This is a genomic window from Rhodococcus sp. 15-725-2-2b, assembly GCF_002259075.1.
In the GTDB taxonomy this organism is placed as follows: domain Bacteria; phylum Actinomycetota; class Actinomycetes; order Mycobacteriales; family Mycobacteriaceae; genus Rhodococcoides.
In genome coordinates, this window is sequence record NZ_NPFL01000004.1 from 175719 (window position 1) to 201152 (window position 25434).

The window sequence follows — 25434 nt, forward strand, 5'->3', positions numbered from 1 at the left end:
CGCTGTCTCGGGGTCGTGCCGTCGGTGCCTACCCCGACATATCGGGAAACCGCGTGTGGAGTGCGTCGAGTTGGCGGTGCAGCTCGTATAACATTTTTCGCTGCGACCGGGCTTCTTCGTTGTGCCAAAGCCGGGCGGTGCCCTGGCCGATACGCCCGGCTGTGTGGGCGAGTTGTTCGGCGTCGTCGACGAGCGCTGAGACGGCGTCGATCTCGACGGTCAACATTGCGGCGAAAACCTGTGCCTGCGCATGATCGGAGCTGTCGGGCTGTCTCCGGGATGCGGCCGGTGACGTCGGCTTCGTGCTGGGTGCGTTCATCTTCCGGTCACCGAAACGTACAGAGTGTCCCGCTCCAGGTGAATGTGCGATGAACTGCGCCGATCCCGTGGCTGTGCCCACTGCGCTCGTGGTGGTCATTGCCCGACCTGTGGTCGGCCGACGGATGCTGCGCTGTGTTCGAGGCGTCGACGGCACACATGCAACAACGCGTCCACGGTCCGGGCATCGAGATCAACCGGCTGCTTCGGGTCGGCCAGCAGGTGCCGCAGCCTGCGGAAATACATCTCCGACGGGACCCCGAATGCGACCATGATGTCCTCGGCGTCGCCACCCCCGTACGGCATCCACTGAAGAGCGAACGCCAGCATCCGATCGCGCTCGTGCGGGGTGTCGGGTGTCGGCGGCATGACTGCAGTATCACCCGGCCCGTCGACCGTCGCACTCGCCGCAAGCAACCGTAAGGCAACCGAAAAGTGAACTCTAAACAAACACCCTGAACGGGCCTACACCCCTGGCACGGAACGCCGACGGACACCGAGCCAACTACACCCACGGACCGATCATCGGGTGGACGGATCGACTGTGATGGTTTCGACCGGCACGCACTCGGGGCATCCACACCGATGACTACACCGACCAAATCTTCGCGATCAGCTCCAGATGCGGGCGTAGCACCCGTCGTCGCCTATGTGCGTGCGCAGATCAGTGCCATCCGAGAAGGAGATGCCGCGCTTCGGCGCGGCGAAGATCCGATCCACGCCACACGTGTGGCGATCCGGCGGCTCCGCAGCACCCTACGGGCGTTCGCCGACGCCTTCGACCCGGGCGTCGCCACCGGTCTGGACGAGGAACTGTCCTGGTACGCCGGGATCCTCGGCCATGTCCGCGACCACGAAGTGCAGCGTGCCCGCTTCGCGCAGGCCGTGGCCGATCTCCCCGACGAGTGGGTGCTCGGTCCCGTGGCTGCTGACATCGAGACCACCCTTGCTGCCGAACAGCGCACCTACCGAGCCGACGTCGATACCGTTCTCACCGGTGATCGGTATGCCGCCTTGATCAGCGCCCTCGCCACTCTCGACACCGCGGTGCGGTCACTCTCACGCAGGAACGTGACGTCACTGTCGAACAAGGCCGGCAAGAAGGCCCGCACCCGGCTGAAAGCTGCGATCGCAGGCGAGACCGGCGATGACGAAGCTCTGCACAGAGCCCGTAAAGCGTTCAAGCGTGCGCGGTACGCCGCGGACTGGCGACACCGCTGCTCGGCAAGAAGCACACCAAGAAGACGGTCCGGCGCTACAAACACGTGCAGGAAGTGCTCGGCGAACACCAAGACAGCTTGGTCGCCGCGGAGTTTCTTCGCCGCCTCGGAGCTGCCGCAGGAACCCGACCCGCAGAGAACGGTTTCACGTACGGCCTGCTGTTCGCCCACGAGCAGCAAGCGGCCGGAGCCGCACGACGTCGAGCTCGCACACTGAAGCTTTGAGGTACTCGCCGAGCCGAAGATTGTGGTTCGGGTCGTACGGTGTGCTGGTGGGTCTCGGCCTCGACGGTGGGGTTTGTCCCTGACTCTACGACGGCTGTGACCGCTGCCTTCGATGCCCGTAGCGAAACGCACTGCACCACAAGGTCTCGCACCGAGGAGAGCTGATGTGACCCGACGGAGATGGTTGATCGTGCTGCCTGTGGTGGCAGTTCTGGTCGTGGGTTTGTCTGTCTACTTCTGGCCTGAGCCCTCCCCGAAGGCGGCAATTGCGACGGTGCCGTCGTGTGTCGATGACCGCGAAGTGTCGAGCGGTGTGTTGTCGGGGGCAACGCTGAGCATTCCGCCTCGCCCTGAGTTCGGTTCCCGACCCGCTGGCTTCACGGTCGCGTCGGTGATGGTGTGTGGAAATCCTGGTGAACAGTTGGTCGAGGTGCCGTTCTACGCGGTGCGCCAATTGACATATTCCGGTGACGGCATCGATGAGGTGGCGGAAGCTTTCGCGGCCACGTCGTACCGGTTCCGGGTGTCGATCCTCTACTCGTGTTCGGGTGATTACCTCCCCCCCACCGGTGGTGTGGCTGATCGACGCGTCCGGAGCCGGCTACCGGACACCATTTCCGAAGAATCATTGCGGTAGACCCGACACCGAAGCCCTCGACCACCTTCGCCGGATGGTGCCGCGAACCGATGACCTGATAGCGGTTGATGCCGCAAACAGATGAGTCGGCGGTCTTCGGCGCGAGTAGGAACTGATGGAGCTCCGTCAAGGCACGGCAGGGTTTCCGAGGTATGTCGTGGCGTTGGGGCGTGCCGTTCGGTCGAGCCCGACGAGCTTCGCCGCTGCCGCGGTGAGGCTGGTTTGGAGGCCTTCGGCTTGACCGGTCCAGCGAATGTTTCGTACCTCGGCGATGCGGTCGCGGAGGTTTGCGAAGATGGCGGTCAGCCTCGTTCGAGCGGTCGGGTCGACCTGCTGGCTGGGGCATCGGATGCAGGCATGTTCGTGTTTGCACTGAGTGTTGTAGGGGCGACCGCAGGTTCCGAGTTCGAGCTCGCGATGCTCGAAGTGCTGTTGAAGGTCGTTCCACTCCGCGTCGGTGGGGCTGCGGTGTTCGTCGTCCGGTCGTTGCGCACGGCGGGCGTCGAGCAACGTTCGATAGGAGCGAACGAGCTCCTCGCCGAAGACGGCGGTGTCAATCTGAGTTGTGGAAAGATGCTTGCGCCCGAGCAGTTTTGCGGCGATGTGGATGGGTAGTCCGCTGCCGACCGACTCGGTGGCAAACATGCGACGGAAATCGTGCGCGGTGTAACTGAGCGGTTTGCCCTCGTTGTCGATTATCGCTGTGGCGGAGAAGTTTTGGTTGAGCCACTTTTGAATCAACGTCCGTGCCGGGACCGCCCATTGCCATTCCATTCGATGCTGGAACAGATCCGGTCGCGGAGGATCGGCGATGCGTTCGTGGCCGTCGTATCGCGCGGTCAGGGGCACTGCGCCGTCGTTGGCGGTTCGGCGGCGCGCGATGATCGTTGCGAGCACGCTCGCGAGTTCCGGGCTGACCAGCAGCAGGCGTTCTTCGCCGGTCTTGGACGGGACGATTTGGAGCATGGGCACGATCTCGCCGGTCGATGGCAGCGCGTAGGACACGACTGCGAGGTAGGTGAGTTCGAGGAGTTCCTCCCACACGAATTCCTCTGCGGGAACGTCTCGATGACCGCCCACGCCCAGAATGCGTCGTGCTCTTCTATTTCGATTTCGATGATCTCGCCGGTGTCGAGGACCTCGGCGAGTACCGGTGAACGGGCACTAGTTGTGACAACCTCGTGACACCGAGCCGCATGCAGAGACAACGATTCAACGCGAAAATCGGCCCTGAGCTGCACGAATGCGAGATGCAACGGACGAGAGGAGCCATCCGCCGCGGATCTGAAATCCGCTGTCTCGGTTGTCCACTCAAATCCGTGGTAGACCGCTGAAGTCCACGCTACCACCCGAAAAGCACTGTCTCGGTCCAGAAATCTGGATCCATATGGACTCTGGTGCCCCCCAGTCGGACTCGAACCGACACTGTGCGAATTTTAAGTCCCTAGAAGTGGATTCACCTGAACTACGTTGGAGTCGATATTTGTTTATTTGCAACACTTTTCGTACATCACCGTCCGGGCCAGTCCATGCCCGAACGTACCGACTTGTGACACTCTCGTGACACCGAACTGCCGCCGCCTCTCCGACACCGGACAGTCCCGATCGGTGCCGGACAGCCACGGTATCGGGTGGACGGAAAGCGCCATGCCGCATCGACAGACTGTGCGGACTCGTGGCAACGAGACTCATTCGTCGCAAACCGACATCGGCCTGGGTCAGTAGCCAGGTGCGTCTGTGCGACCCAACCGCAATTCGGTGTCGAGCGGGCGTGTTTCGTCGCTGTCGTTGCGCAGCCTGAATTTCGCCACCCGGCGACCCGCTTGGTCCGTCTTCGTTTTGCGGAGCCGGCCGAGAAAGCCGTCGCGGTGATACTCAGTGACGCCACCTGTCGGCTCACAGGTCGCCCGTACTACGAGTTCGAAAGGCTGTCGCACGGCACGCGCACGAGGGGGCTGTTCGCGCTTTCGGTCCCGAAGCGCTTGGAACTGCCGCCTGGACACACCACACACCACTTCCTTTTGGAGCACCCGCTCTGTTAAAGTGGGCGTATGCCGCGTCCAAGAATTCATGACCTCGACCTACTTCTCGATGCTGCCGAGCAGCTCGCTGTCGAGTCCGGTGCGGCGTCGGTAACTGTGCGCGCACTGTCGGAGGCGACGTCGGTGTCGAACGGAGCGATCTACCACGCGTACGGTTCCCGGGCCGGCCTCGTCGGGAGTGTCTGGCTACGAGCCGCTCAACGATTTCTCGCGCTACAGAGCACGTCAGTCGGTTCCGTTTTCGACACTCATCCGCCGCGTGACGCCTCGGACGCTGTTGTCGCGGCGGCCGATGCCCCAGCAGCCTTCCTGCTCGAATACCCGCAGTCGGGACGATTCCTGTTGGCCGTTCGGCGCAGCGAGCTGATCGGCTCCGACGACATACCAGAGCAAATCGCCGAAAGTCTACGAGCACTCGACACCTCGATAACGGACCTGCTCATTCGGCTCTCGCGCGCAGTGTGGGACCGATCCGACCGAGTCGCGGTCGCGGTCATCCGCGAATGCATCGTCGAGTTGCCCGGCGCGATGCTGCTGCGCGGTGAACGCACACCTGATCCGGCCGTCAGAGAACGTTTGGCTGCCGCTGTCCGTGCCGTCCTGGCAGTCCCCCTTCCTCCGTACACACCGTCACAGACGGCAAACAAGTAAGGAACATTCGACATGACCGCAACAGTGGACATCAGCAACGACATCGCAGTACTCACTCTCGGTGACGACGAAAACCGTTTCTCGCCGGAATGGCTCGAGACCGTCGACACCCACCTGACCGACATCGAGTCCAACGCCCGGGGGCTCATCACGGTCGGGTCCGGCAAGTTCTACTCCAACGGACTCGACCTGGAATGGCTCATGTCCCACGGCGATCGCGCCGAATGGTATGTCGGACAGGTGCAAGCGTTGTTCAACCGGATCCTGACCTTTCCCCTTCCCACTCTCGCTGCCGTGAACGGACACACCTTCGGTGCGGGAGCAATGTTCGCCATCGCGCACGACTACCGCCTCATGCGCGAGGACCGCGGCTACTACTGCTTCCCCGAAGTCGACATCAATATCCCCTTCACTCCCGGCATGGCAGCGCTGATCCAAGCCAAACTCTCCCCGCAAACAGCAACGACGGCAATGACTACCGGACACCGTTACGGTGCCGACGAGGCCGTTGCTGCCGGCCTTGTCGACGGCACCGCCCCCGAGAGCGAACTGATCGCCTCTGCTCTCGATCGCCTGACCCCGATAGCCGGAAAGGACCGCGGCACACTGGGCGCGATCAAGACCACCATGTACGCCTCGGTGTCGACTGCATTGAGCCAGGGCCGCACGGCATGAGCACCGTGACCGAGCACATCGGGGCCAATCTTCGGATCTGGAACTCTTTGCAGCGCATTCCTTTCGGGAACTGGCTCTTCACCCAGGCCCTGTGCTTCAAGGCACCGTACTTCCGAACCGTCCATCCGTTGGTGCTTGAAATGCGACCTGGACTGTGCCGCGTGCAGGCCCCGAACCGCCGTGGAGTCCGCAACCACCTCGGGAGCTACCATGCCATCGCCTCGTGCAACATGGCAGAACTGGCCGCTGGCATGATGACCGACGCCACCGTGCCCTCCACTCACCGCTGGATTCCTGTGGGTATGACCGTCGAATACAAAGCAAAAGCCACCACGGCTGTCACCTCCGTCGCGCGACTGGACCGAATCCCCGAGTTCGCCGACGCACCAACAGAACTGGTTGTGCCAGTGGACGTACTCGACTCCGACGGCGCCGCGTTCGTCACTGCCCGCATCACCATGCGGGTATCGAAAAAGCCTGCACCGTAGCCAATACCGTCGCAATCACGACTGCCGCCGCCTGATTCCGCATAGCGGCTCGCACATCATCGAGTGAATTCACTACCTGCCCCCGGGCATCGCTGTCCACAACAGTGGCACCGCGTGTCACGCACGAGCGCGGCGTATCTGAGCTGCACTCCCCTCTGCCGCTGAGCAGTTCCACTTTCGGCGTGCGCATCACCGAGACGAAGGCCCCACCCATGTTCAGTCCACCGAGACCAGTCCGCGTCGCCATCGTCGGTGCCGGACCGGCAGGCATCTATGCCGCCGACGCGCTCATGAAGTCCGACCACAATGTCAGCGGACCGGGCGTGAGCATCGACCTCTTCGAGCGGATGCCTGCACCGTTCGGGCTCATTCGCTACGGCGTGGCCCCCGACCACCCGCGCATCAAGGGCATCATCACCGCCCTGCACAAGGTCCTCGACAAGCCACAGGTCCGGCTGCTCGGCAACATCGACTACGGCACCGACATCAACCTCGATGACCTGCGCCGCTTCTACGACGCCGTCATCTTCTCCACCGGAGCCAACGCAGACCGCGCACTGGACATCCCCGGCATCGACCTCGACGGCAGCTACGGCGCCGCCGACTTCGTCTCCTGGTACGACGGCCACCCCGACGTGCCGCGCACCTGGCCGCTCGAGGCCGAGAAGGTCGCCGTCCTCGGCGTCGGAAACGTCGCCCTCGACGTCGCACGCGTGCTCGCCAAGACCGGCGACGAACTGCTCCCCACCGAGATCCCGGCCAACGTCTACGAGGGCCTCAAGGCCAACAAGGCCCTCGAGGTGCATGTCTTCGGACGTCGCGGACCGGCTCAGGCCAAGTTCACCCCGTTGGAGCTGCGCGAGCTCGACCACTCACCGAACATCGAGGTCATCGTCTCCCCCGAGGACATCGACTACGACGAAGGCTCCGAGCAGGCCCGGCGTAGCTCGAAGCAGATCGACATGGTCGCCAACACCCTGCAGGACTGGGCCATTCGTGACGTCGGCAACCGCCCGCACAAGCTGTTCCTGCACTTCTTCGAGTCGCCCAGCGAGGTACTCGGTGAGGACGGCAAGGTCGTCGGTCTGCGTACCGAACGCACCGAACTCGACGGCACCGGCAACGTGCGCGGCACCGGCAAGTACAACGACTGGGACGTCCAAGCCGTCTACCGCGCGGTCGGCTACCTCAGCCAGAACATCAGCCAGCTCCCGTTCGACGAGCAGGCAGGCACTCTCCCCAACGAAGCCGGACGCGTCGTCGAGTCACCGCACTCCACCACTCCCGTCCCCGCCACGTACGTCACCGGCTGGATCAAGCGCGGACCCGTCGGCCTCATCGGTCACACCAAGGGCGACGCCAACGAAACCGTCGCGAACCTGCTCGAGGATGCGCCGAGCTTCGTCGGTGCGGCCGAACCGGACCTCGACGCCGTCACCTCGTTCCTCGAAGGCAAGCAGGTGCCCTTCACCACCTGGGACGGCTGGTACCGCCTCGACGCTCACGAGCGTTCACTCGGTGAGCCCGAGGGCCGCGAGCGCGTGAAGGTCGTCGAACGCGAGGACATACTGGCCGCATCCCGGGCCTCGGGTGATGCTTCTACGTCACCGCGCGTCTGATGCCGCCGACGTCTCTGGGACTGCCGACCCTCAGGGGTGCCAAGACTGCGCCGGGGTCCGACAGGCCTGCAGCCGATGGGTTGATCGACCGCTTCGGCCGCGTTGCCACCGATCTGAGGATCTCGCTGACCGATCGATGCAATCTGCGGTGTACGTATTGCATGCCCGAGGCGGGCCTCGATTGGCAACCCACCGACGAGCTTCTGTCCACCTCGGAGATGCAGCGGTTGATGCGGATCGCCGTCGAGCATCTCGGTGTCCGAGAGATTCGGTTCACCGGAGGTGAGCCCCTGCTCCGCGCGGACCTGCCCGAACTCGTCGCCTTCGCAGCGGCGCTGGAGCCGAGACCGTCGTTGTCGTTGACCACCAACGGCCTCGGGCTCCACCGCAAAGCGCAGATGCTCGCCGACGCCGGGCTGGACAGGACCAACGTCTCGCTAGACAGTATCGATCGAGACATCTACGCCGCGATCACGCGCCGTGACCGTCTCGACGACGTACTGGCCGGATTGCGCGCAGCACGGGAAGCCGGTCTGACACCGATCAAGATCAACGCCGTGTTGATCCGGGGCATCAACGACATCGGTGTCGGTGATCTTCTGGATTACTGCTTGGAGTCGGACTTCGAGCTTCGCATCATCGAGCAGATGCCGCTCGATGCCGATCACCGCTGGCGGCGCTCGGAGATGATCACGGCGGACGAGATCCACCGGCTGCTTCGAGCCCATCACGACCTGACGGTAGATCCTGCTCCACGTGGCGCTGCTCCGGCGCGGCGATGGCTCGTCGACGGTGGGCCCGCCGCGGTCGGCATCATCGCCTCGGTCACCCAGCCGTTCTGCGGTGACTGCGACCGAAGCCGTCTGACCGCCGACGGTCGAGTGCGAAACTGCCTGTTCGCCGCGCAAGAGACCGACCTCGCGACGCTGCTGCGGCATCCTTCGTCGAGTCCTTCGGTCACAGACGCAGAGATCGCGAGTCGGTGGCGAGAGGCGATGTGGGAGAAGCAACCTGGGCACGGTATCGACGATCCGACGTTCCTTCAGCCGGCGCGGCCGATGAGCGCAATCGGCGGATGACCGGTCACCGGGCTGTCACAGCAATCTCGCGGTGATGGGGTGCCCCTCGGGTAGCTCGGTGGTGTCCCGATCGATCCGGACGAGGCAGTCGGCGTCGAGGACACCGCGGAGACCGTGTCGGGCCGGTCCAGTCGCGAGGGTGATCGTTCCGGCGGTATCGCGGCGGGCCAGGTAGATACTGGTTCGTCCGGTCGTCGCGGTGACCGGGTGCGCCAACGGAGCTGTGACAGTGGGGCGCTCGTCGTCGATCATGCCCATTGCCCGGCGCAGCAGCGGGCGGGCGAACAGCTCGAAGGAGACATACGCAGCAAGGGGGTTGCCAGGAAAAGCCAGTACGGTTGCGCCCAGGATCCGTCCGGCACCTTGGGGTTTGCCCGGCGAGAGGGCGACGCCTCCGAAGTGCATCCCCTCGCGGGACTGCAACGCGTGCTTGACGACTTCGTGGTCGCCGGCGCTGATTCCGCCGGTGGTGATCACCACGTCGGCCGCCGCGCAGACTCGGTCCAGGACGAGGCGGAACCGGTGAACCGAGTCCGACACCGACTCGCACGCAACGTCCGCGCCGCAGTGGCGGACAGCGGACGCGAGCATCACCGAATTGGACTCGTAGATCTGACCGAAACCCAGGGTGCCCGACGTGTGCGCAATTTCCGTACCTGTGGACACGAGTGCGACCCGAATCCGGCGCCGCACCGGAACGCGGTCTACCCCCACAGCGGCCAGCATCCCGGTGTGCAGCGGCCGTAGGGTCGTCCCTGGTTCGAGCAGGCGGCGACCGGCTTCGATGTCCTCACCGAGCCGACGTATGTTGACGCCGGCACGGGCAAGGTGCGCGAAGAGCGCGTTCTGGCCGCAACGGTCGACCAGCTCGACGGGCACCACGCCCGTTGCGCCCGCCGGGAGCGGCGCGCCGGTCATGATCTTGTCCGTGGTTCCCGGGGCCAACGTCGTCGGTGCCGAGTTGCCCGCAGCGATGTGGCGGCGGACCGGCAGCGAGACCGGTTGGCCGCGGCGGGCACCGGAGATATCTGCCGCATGCACTGCATATCCGTCGACGGCCGAATTGTCGAAGCGCGGCAACGGGTTCGGCGCATCCACCGCTCCCGCCAGGACCAACCCTTCCGCGGCTGCCAGGGTGGCCTGAACATTCGGTGTGTCGGTGACGAGTCCGGCGACGAGTCGGCGGTGATCGTCAACCGACGCTAACGTCGGCTGTGCTGTCACCGGCGCGGCGGCAGTGCGGCGACGAACGGTGCATCGGTGCCGGTGGCACCGAGCTTCGCTGCTCCGCCGGGCGAGCCCATCTGGTCGAAGAAGTCGACGTTGGCGCTGACGTATCCGGTCCACTCCGCGGGAACGTCGTCTTCGAAGAAGATCGCTTCGACTGGGCAGACCGGTTCGCAGGCTCCGCAATCGACGCATTCGTCGGGGTGGATGTAGAGCATCCGATTGCCTTCGTAGATGCAGTCCACGGGGCATTCTTCGATGCATGCTTTGTCGAGGACGTCCACGCACGGCTCGGCGATGATGTACGTCATCGGGCCGCGCCCTCGGCGACCGATTCGATACGGGCGGGCACGTTCTTGTGCCATGGTGTGCCGGCGATCGGGTCACGCCGCCGGGCATCGGTGAGCTGGTTGAGCGGGACCCCGGTGACCGGTTCGCCGCCATCGCCGGATGGATCACCGGTGGTGTCCAAACCGAAACCGTTCGGCAGCGCGGCATGCCCGGACTGCATCCGATCGTCGATCTCGATCTCCGCCGTTGCGGTTCCCCGTGCGGTCACTATGCGCGCGAGCGATCCGGTGTCCAATCCGAGGTTCGAGGCGTCGACGGAACAGATGCGCAGTGCACCCTTCTTGTCCTTCATCCGCCAGCTGTCGTCGTGAATGATGGTGTTGGCGGTGAACGCTCGGCGCTGTCCGGCGGCCAGAACGAACGGATAGTCCTCACTCGTCTGCAGTGCGTCTGCGGCGTCGAGGCCGTCGAGTATGCCGAGTAGCTCCGGGATCAGCAAGGGAAAGCGCTTGTCCTCGTGTGGAAGATAGCCCCACGCTTCGGCTTGGGTGTTCTCGGTGAATACGACACCGGACCGGCCTGCGACGATCGCGTCGAACAGTGCATCGGCATTGGCGTGACCGGCCCGCTTCATCGCTTCCGGGTGCGATCGAGCGGTGCCTTGAGCCAGTGCCCACAGCACCGCGGCGGCTTTGGCACCGTCCGGCAGTGTCGGGCCGAGCGTCTCGTACAGCAGATACGGGGCCATGCGGACGGTGTTCTTGTCGATCGCTGCGAGGGCGGCGAATGCGAGTTTGAACGGCGTTCGGCCCAGTTTGGCGGCGACGCGCAGCACCGCGAGACTGCGCGCGTCGACCGCGCCGAGTGCGCGAGTGAGGCGGGCATAGATTTCCGGTTCGGGCAACGTTCCTGGCAAGGGATCGAGGACAGGGGCCCGCAGGTGGAAGGAGTTGGAGGGGAAATGGAAGTTGAAGAAGGTGGCCTCGTACTTCTCGTACTGTGAGGCAGCAGGAAGCACGTAGTCGGCGTAGCGACCTGTCTCGGTGAGGGTCACGTCGATGACGACGACGAGATCCAACGCATCCAATGCCTCGCGGAAGGTCTTGGAGTCGGCCAGCGAATGCGCCGGGTTCGACGATTCGATCAACATCGCCCGGAAGCGATCGGGGTGATCGGTGAGGATCTCCTCGGCGATGACGTTCGCCGGTACCAACCCGGCGGGCATGCGGGCACCGGTGACCGGAGTGGTCCTGACGGACGTGGTGTATTGACCGAGCGGGAACATCGCGGAATGTGGTTGCATCGCACCTTTTTTCGCGAAGTTCCCGGTCAACAGCCAGATCAGTTTGTTCAGATACGAGATGAGAGTGCTGTTCGGGCTCTGCTGCACACCGAGGTCTTCGTAGGTCGAGACGCTCTCGGCTGCGCCGATGCGACGGGCTGCTCGGCGCAGTAAGTCTTCCTCGACGCCGCACACGGTCGCGTACTCGGCGATGTCGATAGCGTTCAGACTTGGTGCGAGCTGCCCGAAATCGCGGGTGTGGTCGGTGATGAAGGCCTGATCGAGTAGATTCTCTTCGACCAGGATCGCCAGCAGCGCGGCCAGACACCATGCGTCGGTGCCAGGCTTGACCTGCAGGTGGAAGTCTGCGAGGTCGGCGGTTTCGGTGCGGATCGGATCGACGACGATCATGCTACGAGCCGGGTCCTTGTTGATTTCTTTCAGAATGGTGCGCGCCCGCGAGACTCCGTGGCTTTGAAAGGGATTCTTGCCCATGAAGATCGAGACCTCAGCGTGCTCGAAATCGCCGTGGGTGTGTCCACCGGTGAAGTGCGCATCGACCCACGCTTCGCCGGTCTTTTCCTGAGCGAGTGGGTTCGAGCGATACTTGGATCCGAGGGCGCGCAGGAACGGTCCTGCGTATGCCCCACCGAGGTGGTTGCCCTGCCCTCCCCCTCCTTGGAAGAAGATCTTGTCGCCGCCGTGGGTGTCGCGGATTGCGGCGAAACGCTGCGCCACCTCACGAATAGCAGTGTCCCAGTCGATTTCGGTGAACGACCCATCCGACTCGCGCCGCAGCGGAGTGGTCAGACGCCTGCTTCCGTTCTGATAGTGATCGAGCTTGAGCGCCTTGTTGCAGGTGTAACCGTGCGTCGAGACGTGGTCTTTGTCGCCCCGTATCTTGAGGAACTTTCGATCACCTTGGGCGGGGTCTGTGAGAATCTGTACACCGCAGTTGTTTTCGCACAGGATGCACGCCGTCTTGTGCCAGGTGCCGGTCTCGGTGCTGGTGTTGATTGCCATGCGCTTCCCATTCGTTGTTAGAGCGTCCGTTCCGATTCCCCGCCGCGTGCCGGTGAGTGGTCCGCGTCTCGACGGTAGCAGAGCGCTCGCTCTGTAACAATGGTAGCGCCCACTTCACATGGTCAGCGTGCAGGCAGAGCACCGTCGAACACGGCACCGGCCGCTCGCGACCGTGGGCGACCCCGGCAACTGCGGCGCGTTCAGGCAGCCAGAACCGGGATTCCGTTCGACCTGCGCGGCAATCGTCCGGCGGTGTTTCGCTCCGGCTCTGCCGACATGCCTGCGCAGACCTAACCCGTGTTGCCCAGGATCAGGCAGGTTGTGGTCGCATGCGCGATCAGGCGGTCCCGGTCATCGCGGACCGACCCCTCGGCAGTCGCCGTTGTCCTACCGGCGTGAATGACCGACCCACGGGCCGTGAGCGCTCGATGGTCGGTGGATACCGAGCGGATGTAGTTCACCTTGAGTTCTAGGGTGGTGTAGCCGACCCCTGCAGCGAGTGTGGTGTGGACGGCGCAGCCCATCACCGAATCCAAGAGCGTCGCAGCGATTCCCCCGTGCACGGTGCCGAGAGGATTTGCGAAGTCCGGTTGCGTGGTCAGCTCCATCGAGACTCGACCGTGTTCGATATCGATAAAGGTCATGCCCAACAGGCGTCCGATCGACGGAATGTCCTCGGTCCGTTGGTCTCTGGCCCACCGTAGGAGCTCGAGCCCCGTTAGTTCCGCGAAGTTCGTAGTAGTCATGCCTACCTCAGATGACGAGTCGGACGAGTCGATACCCCTGTGTTTACCAGACCCGGATTACACCCCGAACATATCAGAGCGATCGCTCTGAAATGGCAGCCGTGACGCACCGAACACCCAGGGGGACGACCCGATCTCGTTCACTCGGTCCAGTAGGGCGTTCTGGTTGCTTGCGGTGGTCGGGCTGGTCGCATGTCCATAAGCGGCAACATGGAGCAGGTCGCCGACATGGCCGCAGCGTCGAACTGCGCTGAGCTGGCGTTTCCAACGAGTCGGTGCGCGAAACGCAATTTACGTAGGCGACTTCCGAGAATGCTTCGTCAGGGCGTAGCTCTCGTCATATCACCCGCCTACCTGCCAAACCTGTTTCAGCACAATGTTTTCGATAAGAGGAATTGAGAGGTCGCTTGTCTCGAACAGGTTGGACAGCCCCAGTTGTGACAGCCTCGTGACAACGAGACACCTGCGAGACCACCAATCGACACGAAACCCAGCCCTGAGCTGCAAGAATACGAAGGTGCTTCGCCGAATAAAGCGCATCCCGCGCGGATCTGAAATCCGCTGTCTCGGTTGTCTACTCAAATCCGTGGTAGACCACCGAAGTCCACGCTACCACCTGAAAAGCACTGTCCTGGTCCAGAAATCTGGATCCATATGGACTCCGGTGCCCCCAGTCGGACTCGAACCGACACTGTGCGGATTTTAAGTCCGCTGCCTCTGCCAATTGGGCTATAGGGGCCACCGCTGAACTATCGCTCCAGCGGTGACGATCATATCGGGCTGCTACTGGGCCGGAATGACCGGCGGCACGAAGTCGAAGGTCATACCGAGGAGCCACACGAGCAGCAGGACCACCGGGAAGTGGAAGATGAACTGCAGGAACGTGAATCCGATCAGATCTCGCGCTCGCAGGCCCAGGACGGCCAACAGCGGCAGCATGAAGAACGGGTTGATCAGATTCGGCAACGCCTCGGCCACGTTGTAGATCTGGACGGTCCAGCCGAGGTTCATCTGCACGTCGGTCGCCGACTGCATCACGTACGGCGCTTCGACCAGCCACTTGCCACCGCCCGAGGGAACGAAGAGTCCGAGGACGACGGTGTAGATCGCGATGACCACCGCGAAGCCTCCACCGGACCCGATCTCGGTGAAGAAGGTCGCCAGATGCTCGGAGATCGTGACGCCTCCCCTGCCCTCCGCTTTGGTCAGCATGGCCGCCATCGCGGCGTAGAGCGGAAACTGCACCAGGATCCCTGCCGTCGCGGGAACTGCCTTGCTGACCGAATCGAGGAAGCGCCGCGGGGTGCCGTGCAGCACGAGCCCGAGCATGAGGAACACCAACAAGTATCCATTGAGACTGCTGACCACCGACAGCACCGGCAGCGTCAACAGTTGGGAGACAAGCCATCCCAGGGTCATTGCGCCGACGAAGAGCGGAAGAACTCTGCTGTACTCGAGCCACTCGCCCGGTCGACTGCGCGGAGCAGGCTCGGCGACGGTGTCGTCGAGATCGACCTTCATGTCTGCGGCAGTCTTGATCGCGGCCCCCTTGGGAGCGGACACGTGCGCGATGACGACCGTCAACACGATGATGATCACGCACATCAGCAACGACTGCCACGTGAAGATGGTGGTTCCGAAGTCGAGTACACCGGTGACCGAAAGCAGCGTCGCCGGAAGCGAACTTGCCGTCGCCTGCAACTGCGCGGCCGAGGACGACATTCCCAGCGCCCACACGGCCCCGAGTCCCATGAACGCCGCAGCCCCCAGTGCTCGGTAGTCCGTCCTCAGGTCGTCCCGCCGCGCGATGGCTCGGGCGAGCAGACCGGCGAACACCAAGCTCAGACCCCAGTTCAGGAACGACACCGAGCAGGACAGCAGTGCCACGAAACTGACTGCGCTGCTTGAACTCTTGGGCACCTGCGCCAACCGTGTGATCAATCTGGCGACCGGTGGAGAGGTGGCCACGACGTAGCCGGTGAGAACGACCATCGCCATCTGCAGGGTGAAGGCGGTCAGGTCCCAGAAGCCGTTTCCGAACGCGTCGACCACATTCTGCGGAGACGACCCGTTCGCGAACGCAGCGACAGCCACGACCACCACACCGACCAGAGCGAAGATGTACGCGTCGGGAAACCACTTCTCGGTCCCCTTGGCGAGCGCTTGCGCTACGCGGGCCAGCCCTTTCTCGGCCGGTGCCTGGTCGGCCGCAGCCTGTTCGGCGGGTGACGTCATCGGTGGTCCTCACCTCGAAGGGAGCCGTGACGTGGGCCACAGCACCTGTAAGGCTTCACCGAATGACGCAGCGATGCAACCGACATCGCCGCAGACCGCCTCTGCAGAAATGCAGATCAGATCTTGATGGACATCGCGATGCCGTCGAGAATGTCGTGCTCACTGACCGTCAACGAGCTCACGGCACCGCGTCGCTCGAACTCCTCGGCCAATACGCTGCACACAATTGCACCGCCGCCGATGACGTCGACCCGTCCGGGGTGCATGGGGCCCAACGCGCTTCGCTGCGTATGCGTCATGCCGATCAGTCGCTCGCACACCTCGAAGAGCTGATCGAACGGCACTCGCGAAAGATGCACGGCGTCCGCGTCGTACTCGGGTAGTTCCTTGGCGATGGCCGCGATGGTGGTCATCGTGCCGGCCACCCCCACCCAGCTCGACGCGTCACCGATCGACACTTCCTCGAACGCCTCCGCCAACTTCTCGCGCGCGTACTCACGCGCACCGTTGATCTCGTCGACGGTGGGCGGGTCACTGTGCAGGAACCGTTCGGTGAGGCGTACGCAGCCGATGTTGGCCGAGAACGCGGACTTGACGCCCTTGGCGTCGCCCAGCACGAGCTCGGTGGAACCGCCACCCAGATCGACCACCAGGAAAGGCCCTGCGGCAGAGTCGAGTTCACCGACTGCACCGGCGAACGACAGTCGCGCTTCCTCGTCGCCGGTGATCACTTCGGCCTCGGCACCGGGGATGACATTGCCGAGCACCTCACGCACCATCGAGAAGAAGTCCTCTCGATTGGACGCATCCCGAGTGGCCGAGGTGGCGACCATCCGCACTGCTGTGGCCCCGGTCTTGCGAATGATCTCCGCGTACTCGACCAATGCCACGCGGGTGCGCTCGATGGCCTCGGGCACGAATGCTCCGGTGGCGTCGACGCCTTGCCCGAGCCGTACCACTCGCATCTCGCGAGCGACGTCGGCGAGTGACTTACCGTTGTTGTCTGCGACGAGCAGGCGGATCGAGTTGGTGCCGCAATCGATTGCTGCAACCCTGGTCATTGCTTCTCCGCACGTAGTTCTTCGATGGTCGGCCAATCGGCCGGAATTGCCTTGCCGCGCAACGAGTTCTCTGCTGCCAACGCAACCGACTCGTCACCCAGCGGGTTGACGCCCGGGCCCTTGGCCAACGAATGCGCGATGAGCACGTGCAGGCACTTGACACGATCGGGCATACCGCCGCCGGTGAAATCCGTTCCGAGAGATTCGATCTCGTCACGCTCGGCCAGATACGACTGATGGGCGCGCAAGTATGCCGCGGCCAGTTCGGGATCGGTACCGAGACGCTCGGTCATCTCCCGCATCACCCCGGCCGATTCCTGTCGACTGGCCTCGGCCGTCAGCCGCGGATCCGTCAGATAGAACAGAGTGGGAAAAGGCGTGCCGTCGGGCAGCTTCGGGGCGGTTTTCACCACACCCGGCCTGCCGTCCGGAGATCGGTACGCGATCTCGAGTACGCCACGCGGTTCACGTCCGAGCTGCGCTGCGACCGCATCGAGATCTTCCTGCGAGACTGCCGAGGAATTCACCCGACCGGTCCTCCTTCTGGTTCTGGCACCGCCGGCGCGGCCGGTGCAGGTTCTGGCTGTACGAGTGGCATGGGTGCGGACGTCGGCTCCGGGGGTTCGTTCGATCCCTGCGGCTGGACGGCGGTGTTCCACAGTTCGGTGAACCACGGTCCCGTCGGCGTGTTGTCCACGGCGAGGTCCGCGGAGCTCGGCGAGTAATCGCCGGGCAACTGCACCTGATACGGCGTCTCCCCCGGCATGACGAAACGCAGCCGTTCGCGAGCGTCGGCCGCAATGCGGGACGGCTCGTCGAGCTGAGACTTCTGGGTCTGGAGCGCGTCCACCTCATCTTGCAGGGTCTGACGCTCGGCCAACACGGACTCGAGCTCACTGCGTTGCGAGAAATACGTGCGCAGCGGCACGGCCAGCGTCAACGCCAGCGCGCACACCACGACACCGAGGATGACGGCCCGGCCGGTGGACAGTCCCAAGAACGTCCGCTCGGGCATCTTGGGTCGACGAACACCGACGCGCCGGGGCGCGGCCTTACCGCCGACCACGGCGTCGCGCGCCTGATCCGAGGGTTCCGGTGGGGTGGCCTGCCGGCCGGAGGCGTTCTCCTCGCGAGAGACGCCCCCGGCCTTGGACCGACTCGATGTGGAGGACCGGCCGCGGGGTCGGGGATCACGTCCACCTGGACTGGTCCCGGACCTGCCGCGCCGTGCCATCATTCACTCTCCACTTCGTGCCATACGTGCCTGTTCGCTATCCCTCGTAATTGAACCGGGGGAAAGACAACTCGCCGGCGTAACGCGCCGCGTCGCCCAGAGCTTCTTCGATACGCAGCAACTGGTTGTACTTGGCCACGCGCTCGCTTCGAGCCGGAGCACCGGTCTTGATCTGGCCGCTGCCGACGGCAACTGCCAGGTCAGCGATGGTGGTGTCCTCGGTCTCACCGGACCGGTGGCTCATCATCGTCTTGTAGCCGTTGCGGTGCGCGAGATCGACGGCGTCGAGGGTCTCGGTGAGCGTGCCGATCTGGTTGACCTTGACCAGCAGCGCGTTGGCCGCACCCTTGACGATGCCGTCTTCGAGACGCTCGGGGTTGGTGACGAACAGATCGTCGCCGACGAGCTGAACCTTGTCGCCGATCGACTCGGTGAGGGCAACCCAGCCGTCCCAGTCGTTCTCGTCGAGCGGATCCTCGATGGAGACCAGCGGGTAGGCGTCGACGAGCTCGCCGTAGAAGGCCGACATCTGCTCGGCGGACTTGGTCTCGCGCTCGAAGGCGTAGCCGGTGCCCGCGGTGTAGAACTCGGTGGCCGCAACGTCGAGCGCGAGGGCGACGTCCTGTCCGGGCTTGAGGCCGGTCTTGCCGATGGCCTCGAGGATCAGGTCGAGGGCGGCCTTGGTGCCGGCGAGGTCGGGAGCGAAGCCACCCTCGTCACCGAGGCCGGTGGACAGACCCTTGGCCTTGAGTACGGACTTGAGTGCGTGGTAGACCTCGGCACCCCAGCGCAGCGATTCCTTGAACGTGGGCGCACCGATCGGCGCGATCATGAATTCCTGCACGTCGACGCCACTGTCTGCGTGTGCGCCACCGTTGATGATGTTCATCATCGGGACCGGCAGGATGTGGGCGTTCGGGCCGCCGAGGTAGCGGAAGAGCTCGAGGCCGGTGGACTCGGCCGCGGCCTTGGCGACGGCGAGGGAGACACCCAGCAGCGAGTTCGCGCCGAGGCGAGACTTGTCGGGCGTGCCGTCCAGATCGAGCAGAGCCTGGTCGACGGTGCGCTGCTCGATGGCGTCGAGGCCGATGACCGCCGGTGCGATCTCGTCGAGGACCGCGTTGACTGCCTTCTCGACGCCCTTGCCGCCGTAGCGGTCTCCGCCGTCACGAAGCTCGACGGCCTCGTGCTCACCGGTGGATGCGCCGGAGGGAACGGCTGCACGGGTCAACGTCCCGTCGTCCAATGCGACCTCGACCTCAACCGTGGGGTTGCCACGGGAATCGAGGATCTCGCGAGCTCCGACCTGCTCAATGATGGCCACGAATGCTTCTCCTAGTAACGGGGACCGGCGGACTGTGCCGGGTGCAAGACTAGCCGCTTCCCCGTACCTCCCGCGATGCACGGAGATCTACGGCCTGGTGCCCACCGAGTACGCGGCCGCTCGATCGCGCACGTCCCGCAGATACTGACCCGACAGGTTGTACGCCATCAGCGCGCTCTCCCAGCCCTGCGCCGTTCGCAGATCACCGCCGCGGGCGCAGAGATAACGCGCCGCCGTCAGCGCGGCGTCGTCGATGTTGTCCGGATCGGCGACGCCGTCACCGTTGGCGTCGACGCCCCATTTCTTCCAGGTCTCGGGAATGAACTGCATGGGGCCCATGGCCCGATCGAACTCGGTGTCGCCGTCCATGACGCCGCCGTCGGTGTCCGGAATCTCGGCGACGCCCGGTCCGCCGTCGAGTGGGATTCCGCGAATCGGCGGTGCGACGAGACCGTCGGGTGCCACCGACGAGCCCTGGTACGTGCCGTGGCGACTCTCGATGTAGCCGATGCCGGCGAGTGTGGTCCATGCGATTCCGCAGTCGGCGTCCGTCTCGGTCATGATCGCCGCAGCGTGCCCGTACGACGCCAAGGCGGTCACCGAGATGCCCAACGCGTCGGTCTGGGGTTCGGCCCAGGCGAGCAACAAGTCGGCCGTGCGTCCGGGCGCGTTGAAGTCGATGGCCGGCACTTCCGTGCCGGGTCCGGGCGGGATGCCCTCGGGAATCTCGCGTTTCGGTTCGCCGGTACCGCACGCCGTCAATGCAAGAAGGACCGACGCAGTGGCGAGCACGCAGATACGGGAGATCACCACTCCATCCTGCACACGCAAGGTAATAGAAAGCTAAAGGCCGAGATAACCCCTGGTCAACGCGTGTTCGGGTTGGGTTGCAGGGTGTATGTTCTGGTCAGCCTTCATTCATGAGGGTCGCCTACCCTTTGCGAGGGAAGGCGTACCAATGTTCGACGCATCACAGGAGCATCACCCGTGTCCACAGTCGTTCTCGCCGCCGGTTCAGCGCCGTCGATCGCCACCCAGATGTTCGGTAGTGGCTTGATCGGCCTGCGCGAAGGGCTCGAGACCGGCATCGTCGTGATGATCCTCGTCGCGTTCCTCGTCAAAGCCGAACGACGCGACGCGCTCAAGTGGGTCTGGCTCGGAGTCGGCCTGGCCGTCGCCATGGTCGCCGCCATCTTCTTCGTGATCCACTACGGCACCTCCACCGTCACCGGACTGACCGCCGAAATAATCGCCGGAGCCGCCTCGCTCGTGGCCGTCGTCATCGTGACCGCGATGGTGCTGTGGATGCGCACCGCCGCCAAGAACATCTCCGGCGAACTGCGGGCGAACATGGAGAAAGCACTCACCGTCGGCCCCGCCGCAGTACTCATGCTGTCCTTCTTCGCCGTCGGGCGCGAAGGCGTCGAAACCGCATTGCTGATGGTCGGCTATGCCGAGAACACCAACGGCAGCCTGTGGCCACTGCTCGGACTCCTGCTCGGCATCGTCGTCGCCGCCGTGCTGACGGTGTTCCTGTACTTCGGTGCCGTCCGCATCAACTTCGCCGTGTTCTTCAAGTACACCGGCATCTTCCTGATCGTGGTGGCCGCCGGAATCCTCGCCTACGGCATCCGCGCACTGCAGATCGGCGGCATTCTGCCCGGCGGCAGCGCAGTCGCCTTCGACATCAGCGCTCACTTCGACGCCTCGAGCTGGTACGGCACCGTGCTCGGCGGCATCTTCAACTTCCGTCCCGAGCCCACTGTTTTCCAGGCGATCGCGTGGGTGCTCTACATCGTGATCGTGTTGTTCCTCTTCCTCCGCCCGGTCCGCGTTCCCGCGGCTCCCGAGCCTGTACTTCAGAACTCCTGAAAGGCACCACCACCATGCGTCGTTCCACCTTCGCCCTGGCCGCAGTCGCGGTTCTGCCGATGGCATTGGCCGGATGCACCGAAAAGTCCTCCACCGAGGCCGCATCGGGCGATATCGCCGTCACCGCGACGGACTCCTCCTGCGATGTGAGCGCATCCGAGGGCACCACCGGCAACTCGACCTTCCAGATCACCAACAACGGCAGCAAGGTCACCGAGTTCTACGTCTACGGCGAGGGTGACCGCGTCATGGGTGAGGTGGAGAACATCGGACCCGGCCTGACGCGTCAGCTCATCGTCGCCCTTCCCGACCCGGGCACGTACCAAACCGCATGCAAGGCAGGCATGGTGGGCGACGGCGTGCGCGCGGACTTCGTGGTGACCGGCGAGTCGGTCCGCTCGGCGGGCGAGGACGGGCTGCTCGCCGAGGCCGCGGCGGGCTACAAGCGCTACGTCGTCAGCCAGATCGACGCACTGCAGGACACCACCACCGCGTTCGTCACCGCCGTCAAGAGCGGAGATATGGCCGCGGCCAAGGCGCAGTTCCCCATTGCGCGTAGCTATTACGAGCGCATCGAGCCCGTCGCCGAGAGCTTCCCCGACGATCTCGACCCGCGTATCGACCTGCGTGAGCCCGACGTGGAGCCCGGAGCCGAATGGACCGGCTTCCACCGCATCGAAAAGGATCTGTGGACGCAGGGCCTGCAGCCCGACACGAACGCGATGGCCGATCAGCTCCAGGCCGACATCACCGAGCTCGCCGACAAGATCAAGGCCGACGACTTCACCATCGACCCCATCCAGGTGGCAGGCGGCGCGCAGGGATTGCTCGACGAGGTCGCCAAGACCAAGATCAGCGGTGAAGAGGACTTCTTCTCGCACACCGACCTGTGGGACTTCCAGGCCAACGTCGACGGCTCGCAGGCCGCCATCGCCGCCGTTCGTCCGATCCTCGACGAGCGCAACGCCGAACTGGGCACTGCCATCGACGCGCGCTTCGCCGAACTCGATGCCGAACTCGCCAAGTACCGCAGCGGCGACGGTTTCGTCTCCTACGACACCGTGACCGAACCGCAGCGTCAGGAACTGTCCAACAAGATCGACGCATTGTCCGCCGAAGTGAGCCAGGTGCAGGGTGTCGTTGCCGGACAATAAGACCGGACAGTTCTCCCGGCGGCGCCTCTTCGGCGCCGTCGGGACCGGTGCCGCGCTCGTCGGAGTCGGCGCAATCGCCGGACATGCGACGGCCTCCGGCGCCGAGGTGCCCACCTCGGATGTCGTCGAATTTCGTGGAGACCACCAGGCCGGAATCGTCACCCCGGCGCAGGATCGTATGCACTTCGTCGCCTTCGACATCACCACCGATTCTCGCGACGACTTCGTTGCGCTGCTGAAAAAGTGGACCCTGATGGCCGAACGCCTCACCAAGGGCGAGGAAACGTTCGACGGCGGCGCGGTCGACGGTGGCCAGTACAACCCGCCGTCGGACACCGGCGAGGCCCTCGGCCTGAGCGCGTCATCGCTGACGTTGACGATCGGATTCGGGCCTTCTCTGTTCGACCGATTCGACCTGGCATCGAAAAGACCTGCGTCACTTGCCGATCTGCAACATTTTCCGGCCGATAATCTCGACCCCCGCCGCTCCGGCGGCGACCTGTGCATCCAGGCCTGCGCCGACGACCCGCAGGTGGCCGTACACGCCATCCGCAACCTCGCCCGCGTCGGGTTCGGCACGGTGTCGGTGAAGTGGTCGCAACTCGGCTTCGGGCGAACCTCTTCCACCTCGACCACCCAGGCAACGCCGCGAAACCTGTTCGGCTTCAAGGACGGAACCGCCAACCTCAAGGCCGAGGACCCGACGCTGCTCGACGAGAACGTGTGGGTTGCCCCCGAGGACGATCAGGAATGGATGGCAGGCGGCTCCTACCTCGTGGCCCGACGCATCCGCATGCTCATCGAATCGTGGGACCGCACCACGCTCAAGGAACAAGAGCGAGTGATCGGGCGCAGCAAGGGGTCCGGCGCGCCACTCGGCCAGAAGGACGAGTTCGACGCACTCGATTTCGAGTCACAGGGCCCCGAGGGCACCTTCATCGACAAGACCGCGCACGTGCGTCTGGCATCGAAGGAAAACCTCGGCGGCGTCCAGATCCTGCGTCGGGGATACAACTTCACCGACGGATCCGACGGCTTCGGACACCTCGACGCCGGACTGTTCTTCATCGCCTACTGCCGCGACCCACTGACCCAATTCGTGCCGATGCAATTGGCCCTGTCCCGCAAGGACGCCCTGAACGAATACATCCAACACGTGGGTTCTGCGGTATTCGCCTGCCCTCCCGGCGTCGGAGAATCGGACTACTGGGGTTCGACGCTGTTCGAGTAGACCGGTCCCCGCGTCGGCGTCAATGGACCCTTGCATGCGTCTGGCCGCTGCAATGGTCCATTCACGCACGACCCCGGCCTGCGTCGATGGCGCATTGCACACGTCTGACCGCTGCAAGGGTCCATTGACACAGGCGGGCGGTGAGTTAGTACGGTCGGCTCGGTCCATACGTCGTACATCATCGTCATCGACTTCGGGAGCACACATGGGACAGCTGGTTCGGGTACAGAACTTCACCATCTCGAGCGACGGAATTGCTGCGGGGCCGGACCAGAGCTTCGAGAACCCGTTCGGTCTGGACCATCTGGCACTGATGAGGTGGTACTTCGCCACCGCCAGCTTTCCTGGAAACGCCGGTTCGGGCGGCAGTCGCGGACTCGACGATTACCTCGCCCGCGACTTCTCCAACAACATCGGTGCCGAGATCATGGGCCGGAACAAGTTCGGACCCCAACGCGGACCGTGGACCGACCACGAATGGCAGGGCTGGTGGGGTGACGAACCGCCGTTCCACACCCCCGTCTTCGTCCTCACCCACCACGCGCGACCATCGATCACACTGTCCGACACCACGTTCCACTTCGTCGATGGCGAGCCCGCCGAGGTATTGACACAGGCAAAGGAGGCCGCGGGCGGTAAGGACGTGCGACTCGGCGGTGGCGTCACCAGCATCCGAGAATTCCTCGACGCCGATCTCGTCGACACCCTGCACATCGCCGTCTCGCCCATCGAATTCGGCTCGGGCCTGAAGCTGTGGGATTCACCCGACGAATTGAACGACAGATTCGAACACGAGGTGATCCCCAGCAGCAGCGGCGTCACGCATCATTTGTTCTGGCGCAGGTAGCAGGTCCGGATCGAGGTACGAGGGTTGGATGGGAACCCTCAGCCCCGCAGACCCCAGTGCTCGATCCAGTCGAGTGCAGACATCTCCCCGGGCGCGATGCCGGCGTTGCGGGCCGAGGCTTCGGCGTTGCGGATCAGGGATGCAAAATCCAATACCCGACGCCGAAGCAGGTCCTCGGCACTGTCTCCGCCGTGCGAGTGATCGACTCCGATGTGTACGACGCGAAGGCCGTCGGGAATCAGTTCGTCGGGCAGGCCTGCCTTGGTGGCGCGGCCGATCACCTTTTGTGCCAGTGCCAATGACGGCTGAGACAGTGCGATTCCGTCGACGCAGGATCCGCGCGCCTTCTCCGAAGCCTTCTGCTCTTCCCAGGCTCGCTCCTGCTCGGCGATGTCGATGGGGCCGTTGCCCGTTCGACCGAGGTGCGGGCTGCGGTGGGTGAGCTTGGCGACGAGTCCCGCAGCGACGTCGTCGACGTCGAATGCGTTCTCGGCAGCATCCTGAGCAATTCTGGAATGAAAGAGCACCTGCAGCAATAGGTCTCCGAGTTCTTCGCGCAGGTCCACCAAGTTGCCCGCTGCGATGGCGTCGAGCAGCTCGTACGTTTCTTCCAGCAGGTACCCGCGCAACGACTCGTGGGTCTGCTGCGCTTCCCAGCCGCCGAGTGTGCGCAGGCGATCCATCAACCGGACCGCCGCGATGAGGTCGTCACCGGGGAGCTTCTCGGCGGCGATGATGCGTTCGCCGAGCCCGATCCGTTCCTGAACGTCGGGGTTGGCCGGGTCGGTGCTCACCAGAACAGCGTCGACGGCGTCGGGCGCAGCGGTTCCGGAGAACAGCCACCGCACTCGCACCGGCACTTCTTCGGTGAATTGCACGGGCTCGCCCAGAAATTCGACGGCGTCCACCGGGACCTGCGTGGGACGGACCGGGTCGAGCAGAACTACCGTCAC

The 25434-nt window shown here is 64.2% G+C and carries 24 protein-coding genes, 1 tRNA gene and 1 pseudogene; 11 read left to right on the plus strand and 15 right to left on the minus strand.

Features of this window, described 5'->3' with window-relative positions; genetic code table 11:
- Window positions 1-28 precede the first annotated feature (28 nt).
- Complete coding sequence (locus tag CH306_RS02550; RefSeq protein ID WP_143544503.1) at window positions 29-319, minus strand: hypothetical protein; 291 nt, start codon at window positions 317-319, stop codon at window positions 29-31.
- A 95-nt stretch (window positions 320-414) separates the two neighbouring features.
- On the minus strand, window positions 415-687 hold the full coding sequence (locus CH306_RS02555; protein WP_256981017.1) for a hypothetical protein: 273 nt from the start codon (window positions 685-687) through the stop codon (window positions 415-417).
- Between the two features lie 216 nt (window positions 688-903).
- Between CH306_RS02555 and CH306_RS02560 the strand changes: the two are divergent.
- Window positions 904-1763: pseudogene (locus CH306_RS02560) on the plus strand (CHAD domain-containing protein).
- A gap of 166 nt (window positions 1764-1929) precedes the next feature.
- Window positions 1930-2400, plus strand: a complete 471-nt coding sequence (locus CH306_RS02565) for a hypothetical protein (RefSeq protein WP_094645596.1) — start codon at window positions 1930-1932, stop codon at window positions 2398-2400.
- 126 nt (window positions 2401-2526) lie between these two features.
- On the opposite strand, the gene CH306_RS02570 is transcribed toward CH306_RS02565, so the two are convergent.
- The gene (locus tag CH306_RS02570; RefSeq protein ID WP_256981018.1) at window positions 2527-3480 is read right to left on the minus strand and encodes a site-specific integrase; all 954 of its coding nucleotides are present in this window, start codon (window positions 3478-3480) and stop codon (window positions 2527-2529) included.
- A 971-nt stretch (window positions 3481-4451) separates the two neighbouring features.
- Between CH306_RS02570 and CH306_RS02575 the strand changes: the two genes are divergently transcribed.
- The 5 genes from CH306_RS02575 (at window position 4452) to moaA (ending at window position 8954) form a co-directional block, all read left to right on the plus strand.
- Window positions 4452-5093, plus strand: coding sequence for a TetR/AcrR family transcriptional regulator (locus CH306_RS02575; RefSeq protein ID WP_094645597.1), 642 nt, complete (start codon window positions 4452-4454; stop codon window positions 5091-5093).
- 12 nt (window positions 5094-5105) lie between these two features.
- Window positions 5106-5768 carry an enoyl-CoA hydratase/isomerase family protein gene (locus CH306_RS02580; RefSeq protein ID WP_094645598.1) on the plus strand — a complete coding sequence of 221 codons (663 nt, stop codon included), beginning with the start codon at window positions 5106-5108 and terminating at the stop codon, window positions 5766-5768.
- Complete coding sequence (locus CH306_RS02585; RefSeq protein WP_179272714.1) at window positions 5765-6256, plus strand: hotdog fold domain-containing protein; 492 nt, start codon at window positions 5765-5767, stop codon at window positions 6254-6256. Before CH306_RS02580 ends, CH306_RS02585 begins: the two co-directional genes overlap by 4 nt.
- 212 nt (window positions 6257-6468) lie before the next feature.
- On the plus strand, window positions 6469-7875 hold the full coding sequence (locus tag CH306_RS02590) for an FAD-dependent oxidoreductase (protein ID WP_094645807.1): 1407 nt from the start codon (window positions 6469-6471) through the stop codon (window positions 7873-7875).
- On the plus strand, window positions 7875-8954 hold the full coding sequence (gene moaA, locus CH306_RS02595; RefSeq protein WP_094645599.1) for a GTP 3',8-cyclase MoaA: 1080 nt from the start codon (window positions 7875-7877) through the stop codon (window positions 8952-8954). Before CH306_RS02590 ends, moaA begins: the two co-directional genes overlap by 1 nt.
- A gap of 15 nt (window positions 8955-8969) precedes the next feature.
- Here the strand turns inward: moaA and CH306_RS02600 are convergent, their stop codons facing one another.
- The 11 genes from CH306_RS02600 to CH306_RS02650 form a co-directional block, all read right to left on the minus strand.
- Entirely contained in the window at window positions 8970-10178 is a 1209-nt protein-coding gene (locus CH306_RS02600) for a molybdopterin molybdotransferase MoeA (protein ID WP_179272715.1), read from the minus strand.
- On the minus strand, window positions 10175-10492 hold the full coding sequence (gene fdxA, locus CH306_RS02605; RefSeq protein ID WP_094645601.1) for a ferredoxin: 318 nt from the start codon (window positions 10490-10492) through the stop codon (window positions 10175-10177). Before fdxA ends, CH306_RS02600 begins: the two co-directional genes overlap by 4 nt.
- Window positions 10489-12777, minus strand: coding sequence for a molybdopterin-dependent oxidoreductase (locus tag CH306_RS02610; protein ID WP_094645602.1), 2289 nt, complete (start codon window positions 12775-12777; stop codon window positions 10489-10491). Before CH306_RS02610 ends, fdxA begins: the two co-directional genes overlap by 4 nt.
- A gap of 290 nt (window positions 12778-13067) precedes the next feature.
- Entirely contained in the window at window positions 13068-13523 is a 456-nt protein-coding gene (locus CH306_RS02615) for a PaaI family thioesterase (protein WP_094645603.1), read from the minus strand.
- Window positions 13524-14188: 665 nt separating this feature from the next.
- A tRNA-Leu gene (locus tag CH306_RS02620) sits at window positions 14189-14262 on the minus strand.
- 44 nt (window positions 14263-14306) lie between these two features.
- The gene (locus CH306_RS02625) at window positions 14307-15758 is read right to left on the minus strand and encodes a short-chain fatty acid transporter (protein ID WP_094645604.1); all 1452 of its coding nucleotides are present in this window, start codon (window positions 15756-15758) and stop codon (window positions 14307-14309) included.
- A gap of 116 nt (window positions 15759-15874) precedes the next feature.
- Window positions 15875-16819, minus strand: a complete 945-nt coding sequence (locus CH306_RS02630) for a Ppx/GppA phosphatase family protein (RefSeq protein WP_094645605.1) — start codon at window positions 16817-16819, stop codon at window positions 15875-15877.
- The gene (locus CH306_RS02635) at window positions 16816-17346 is read right to left on the minus strand and encodes a DUF501 domain-containing protein (RefSeq protein ID WP_032395686.1); all 531 of its coding nucleotides are present in this window, start codon (window positions 17344-17346) and stop codon (window positions 16816-16818) included. The genes CH306_RS02630 and CH306_RS02635 overlap by 4 nt, the downstream gene beginning before the upstream one ends.
- Complete coding sequence (locus CH306_RS02640; RefSeq protein WP_256981019.1) at window positions 17343-18056, minus strand: FtsB family cell division protein; 714 nt, start codon at window positions 18054-18056, stop codon at window positions 17343-17345. Before CH306_RS02640 ends, CH306_RS02635 begins: the two co-directional genes overlap by 4 nt.
- A 34-nt stretch (window positions 18057-18090) precedes the next feature.
- Entirely contained in the window at window positions 18091-19377 is a 1287-nt protein-coding gene (gene eno / locus CH306_RS02645; RefSeq protein ID WP_008718800.1) for a phosphopyruvate hydratase, read from the minus strand.
- Window positions 19378-19464: 87 nt separating this feature from the next.
- The gene (locus tag CH306_RS02650) at window positions 19465-20187 is read right to left on the minus strand and encodes a lytic transglycosylase domain-containing protein (protein ID WP_094615823.1); all 723 of its coding nucleotides are present in this window, start codon (window positions 20185-20187) and stop codon (window positions 19465-19467) included.
- A gap of 228 nt (window positions 20188-20415) precedes the next feature.
- Between CH306_RS02650 and efeU the strand changes: the two genes are divergently transcribed.
- The 4 genes from efeU to CH306_RS02670 all read left to right on the plus strand — a co-directional run bounded on the left by efeU (window position 20416) and on the right by CH306_RS02670 (window position 24481).
- Complete coding sequence (efeU, locus tag CH306_RS02655; protein ID WP_094645808.1) at window positions 20416-21249, plus strand: iron uptake transporter permease EfeU; 834 nt, start codon at window positions 20416-20418, stop codon at window positions 21247-21249.
- A gap of 14 nt (window positions 21250-21263) precedes the next feature.
- The gene (gene efeO / locus CH306_RS02660; RefSeq protein ID WP_094645607.1) at window positions 21264-22403 is read left to right on the plus strand and encodes an iron uptake system protein EfeO; all 1140 of its coding nucleotides are present in this window, start codon (window positions 21264-21266) and stop codon (window positions 22401-22403) included.
- Window positions 22384-23634, plus strand: coding sequence for an iron uptake transporter deferrochelatase/peroxidase subunit (gene efeB, locus CH306_RS02665; RefSeq protein WP_094645608.1), 1251 nt, complete (start codon window positions 22384-22386; stop codon window positions 23632-23634). Before efeO ends, efeB begins: the two co-directional genes overlap by 20 nt.
- A 205-nt stretch (window positions 23635-23839) precedes the next feature.
- Window positions 23840-24481: a dihydrofolate reductase family protein gene (locus CH306_RS02670; protein ID WP_094645609.1), complete on the plus strand. Its 642-nt coding sequence runs from the start codon at window positions 23840-23842 to the stop codon at window positions 24479-24481.
- 38 nt (window positions 24482-24519) lie between these two features.
- Here CH306_RS02670 and CH306_RS02675 read toward each other — a convergent pair whose 3' ends face one another.
- On the minus strand, window positions 24520-25434 hold the full coding sequence (locus CH306_RS02675; RefSeq protein WP_094645610.1) for a MazG family protein: 915 nt from the start codon (window positions 25432-25434) through the stop codon (window positions 24520-24522).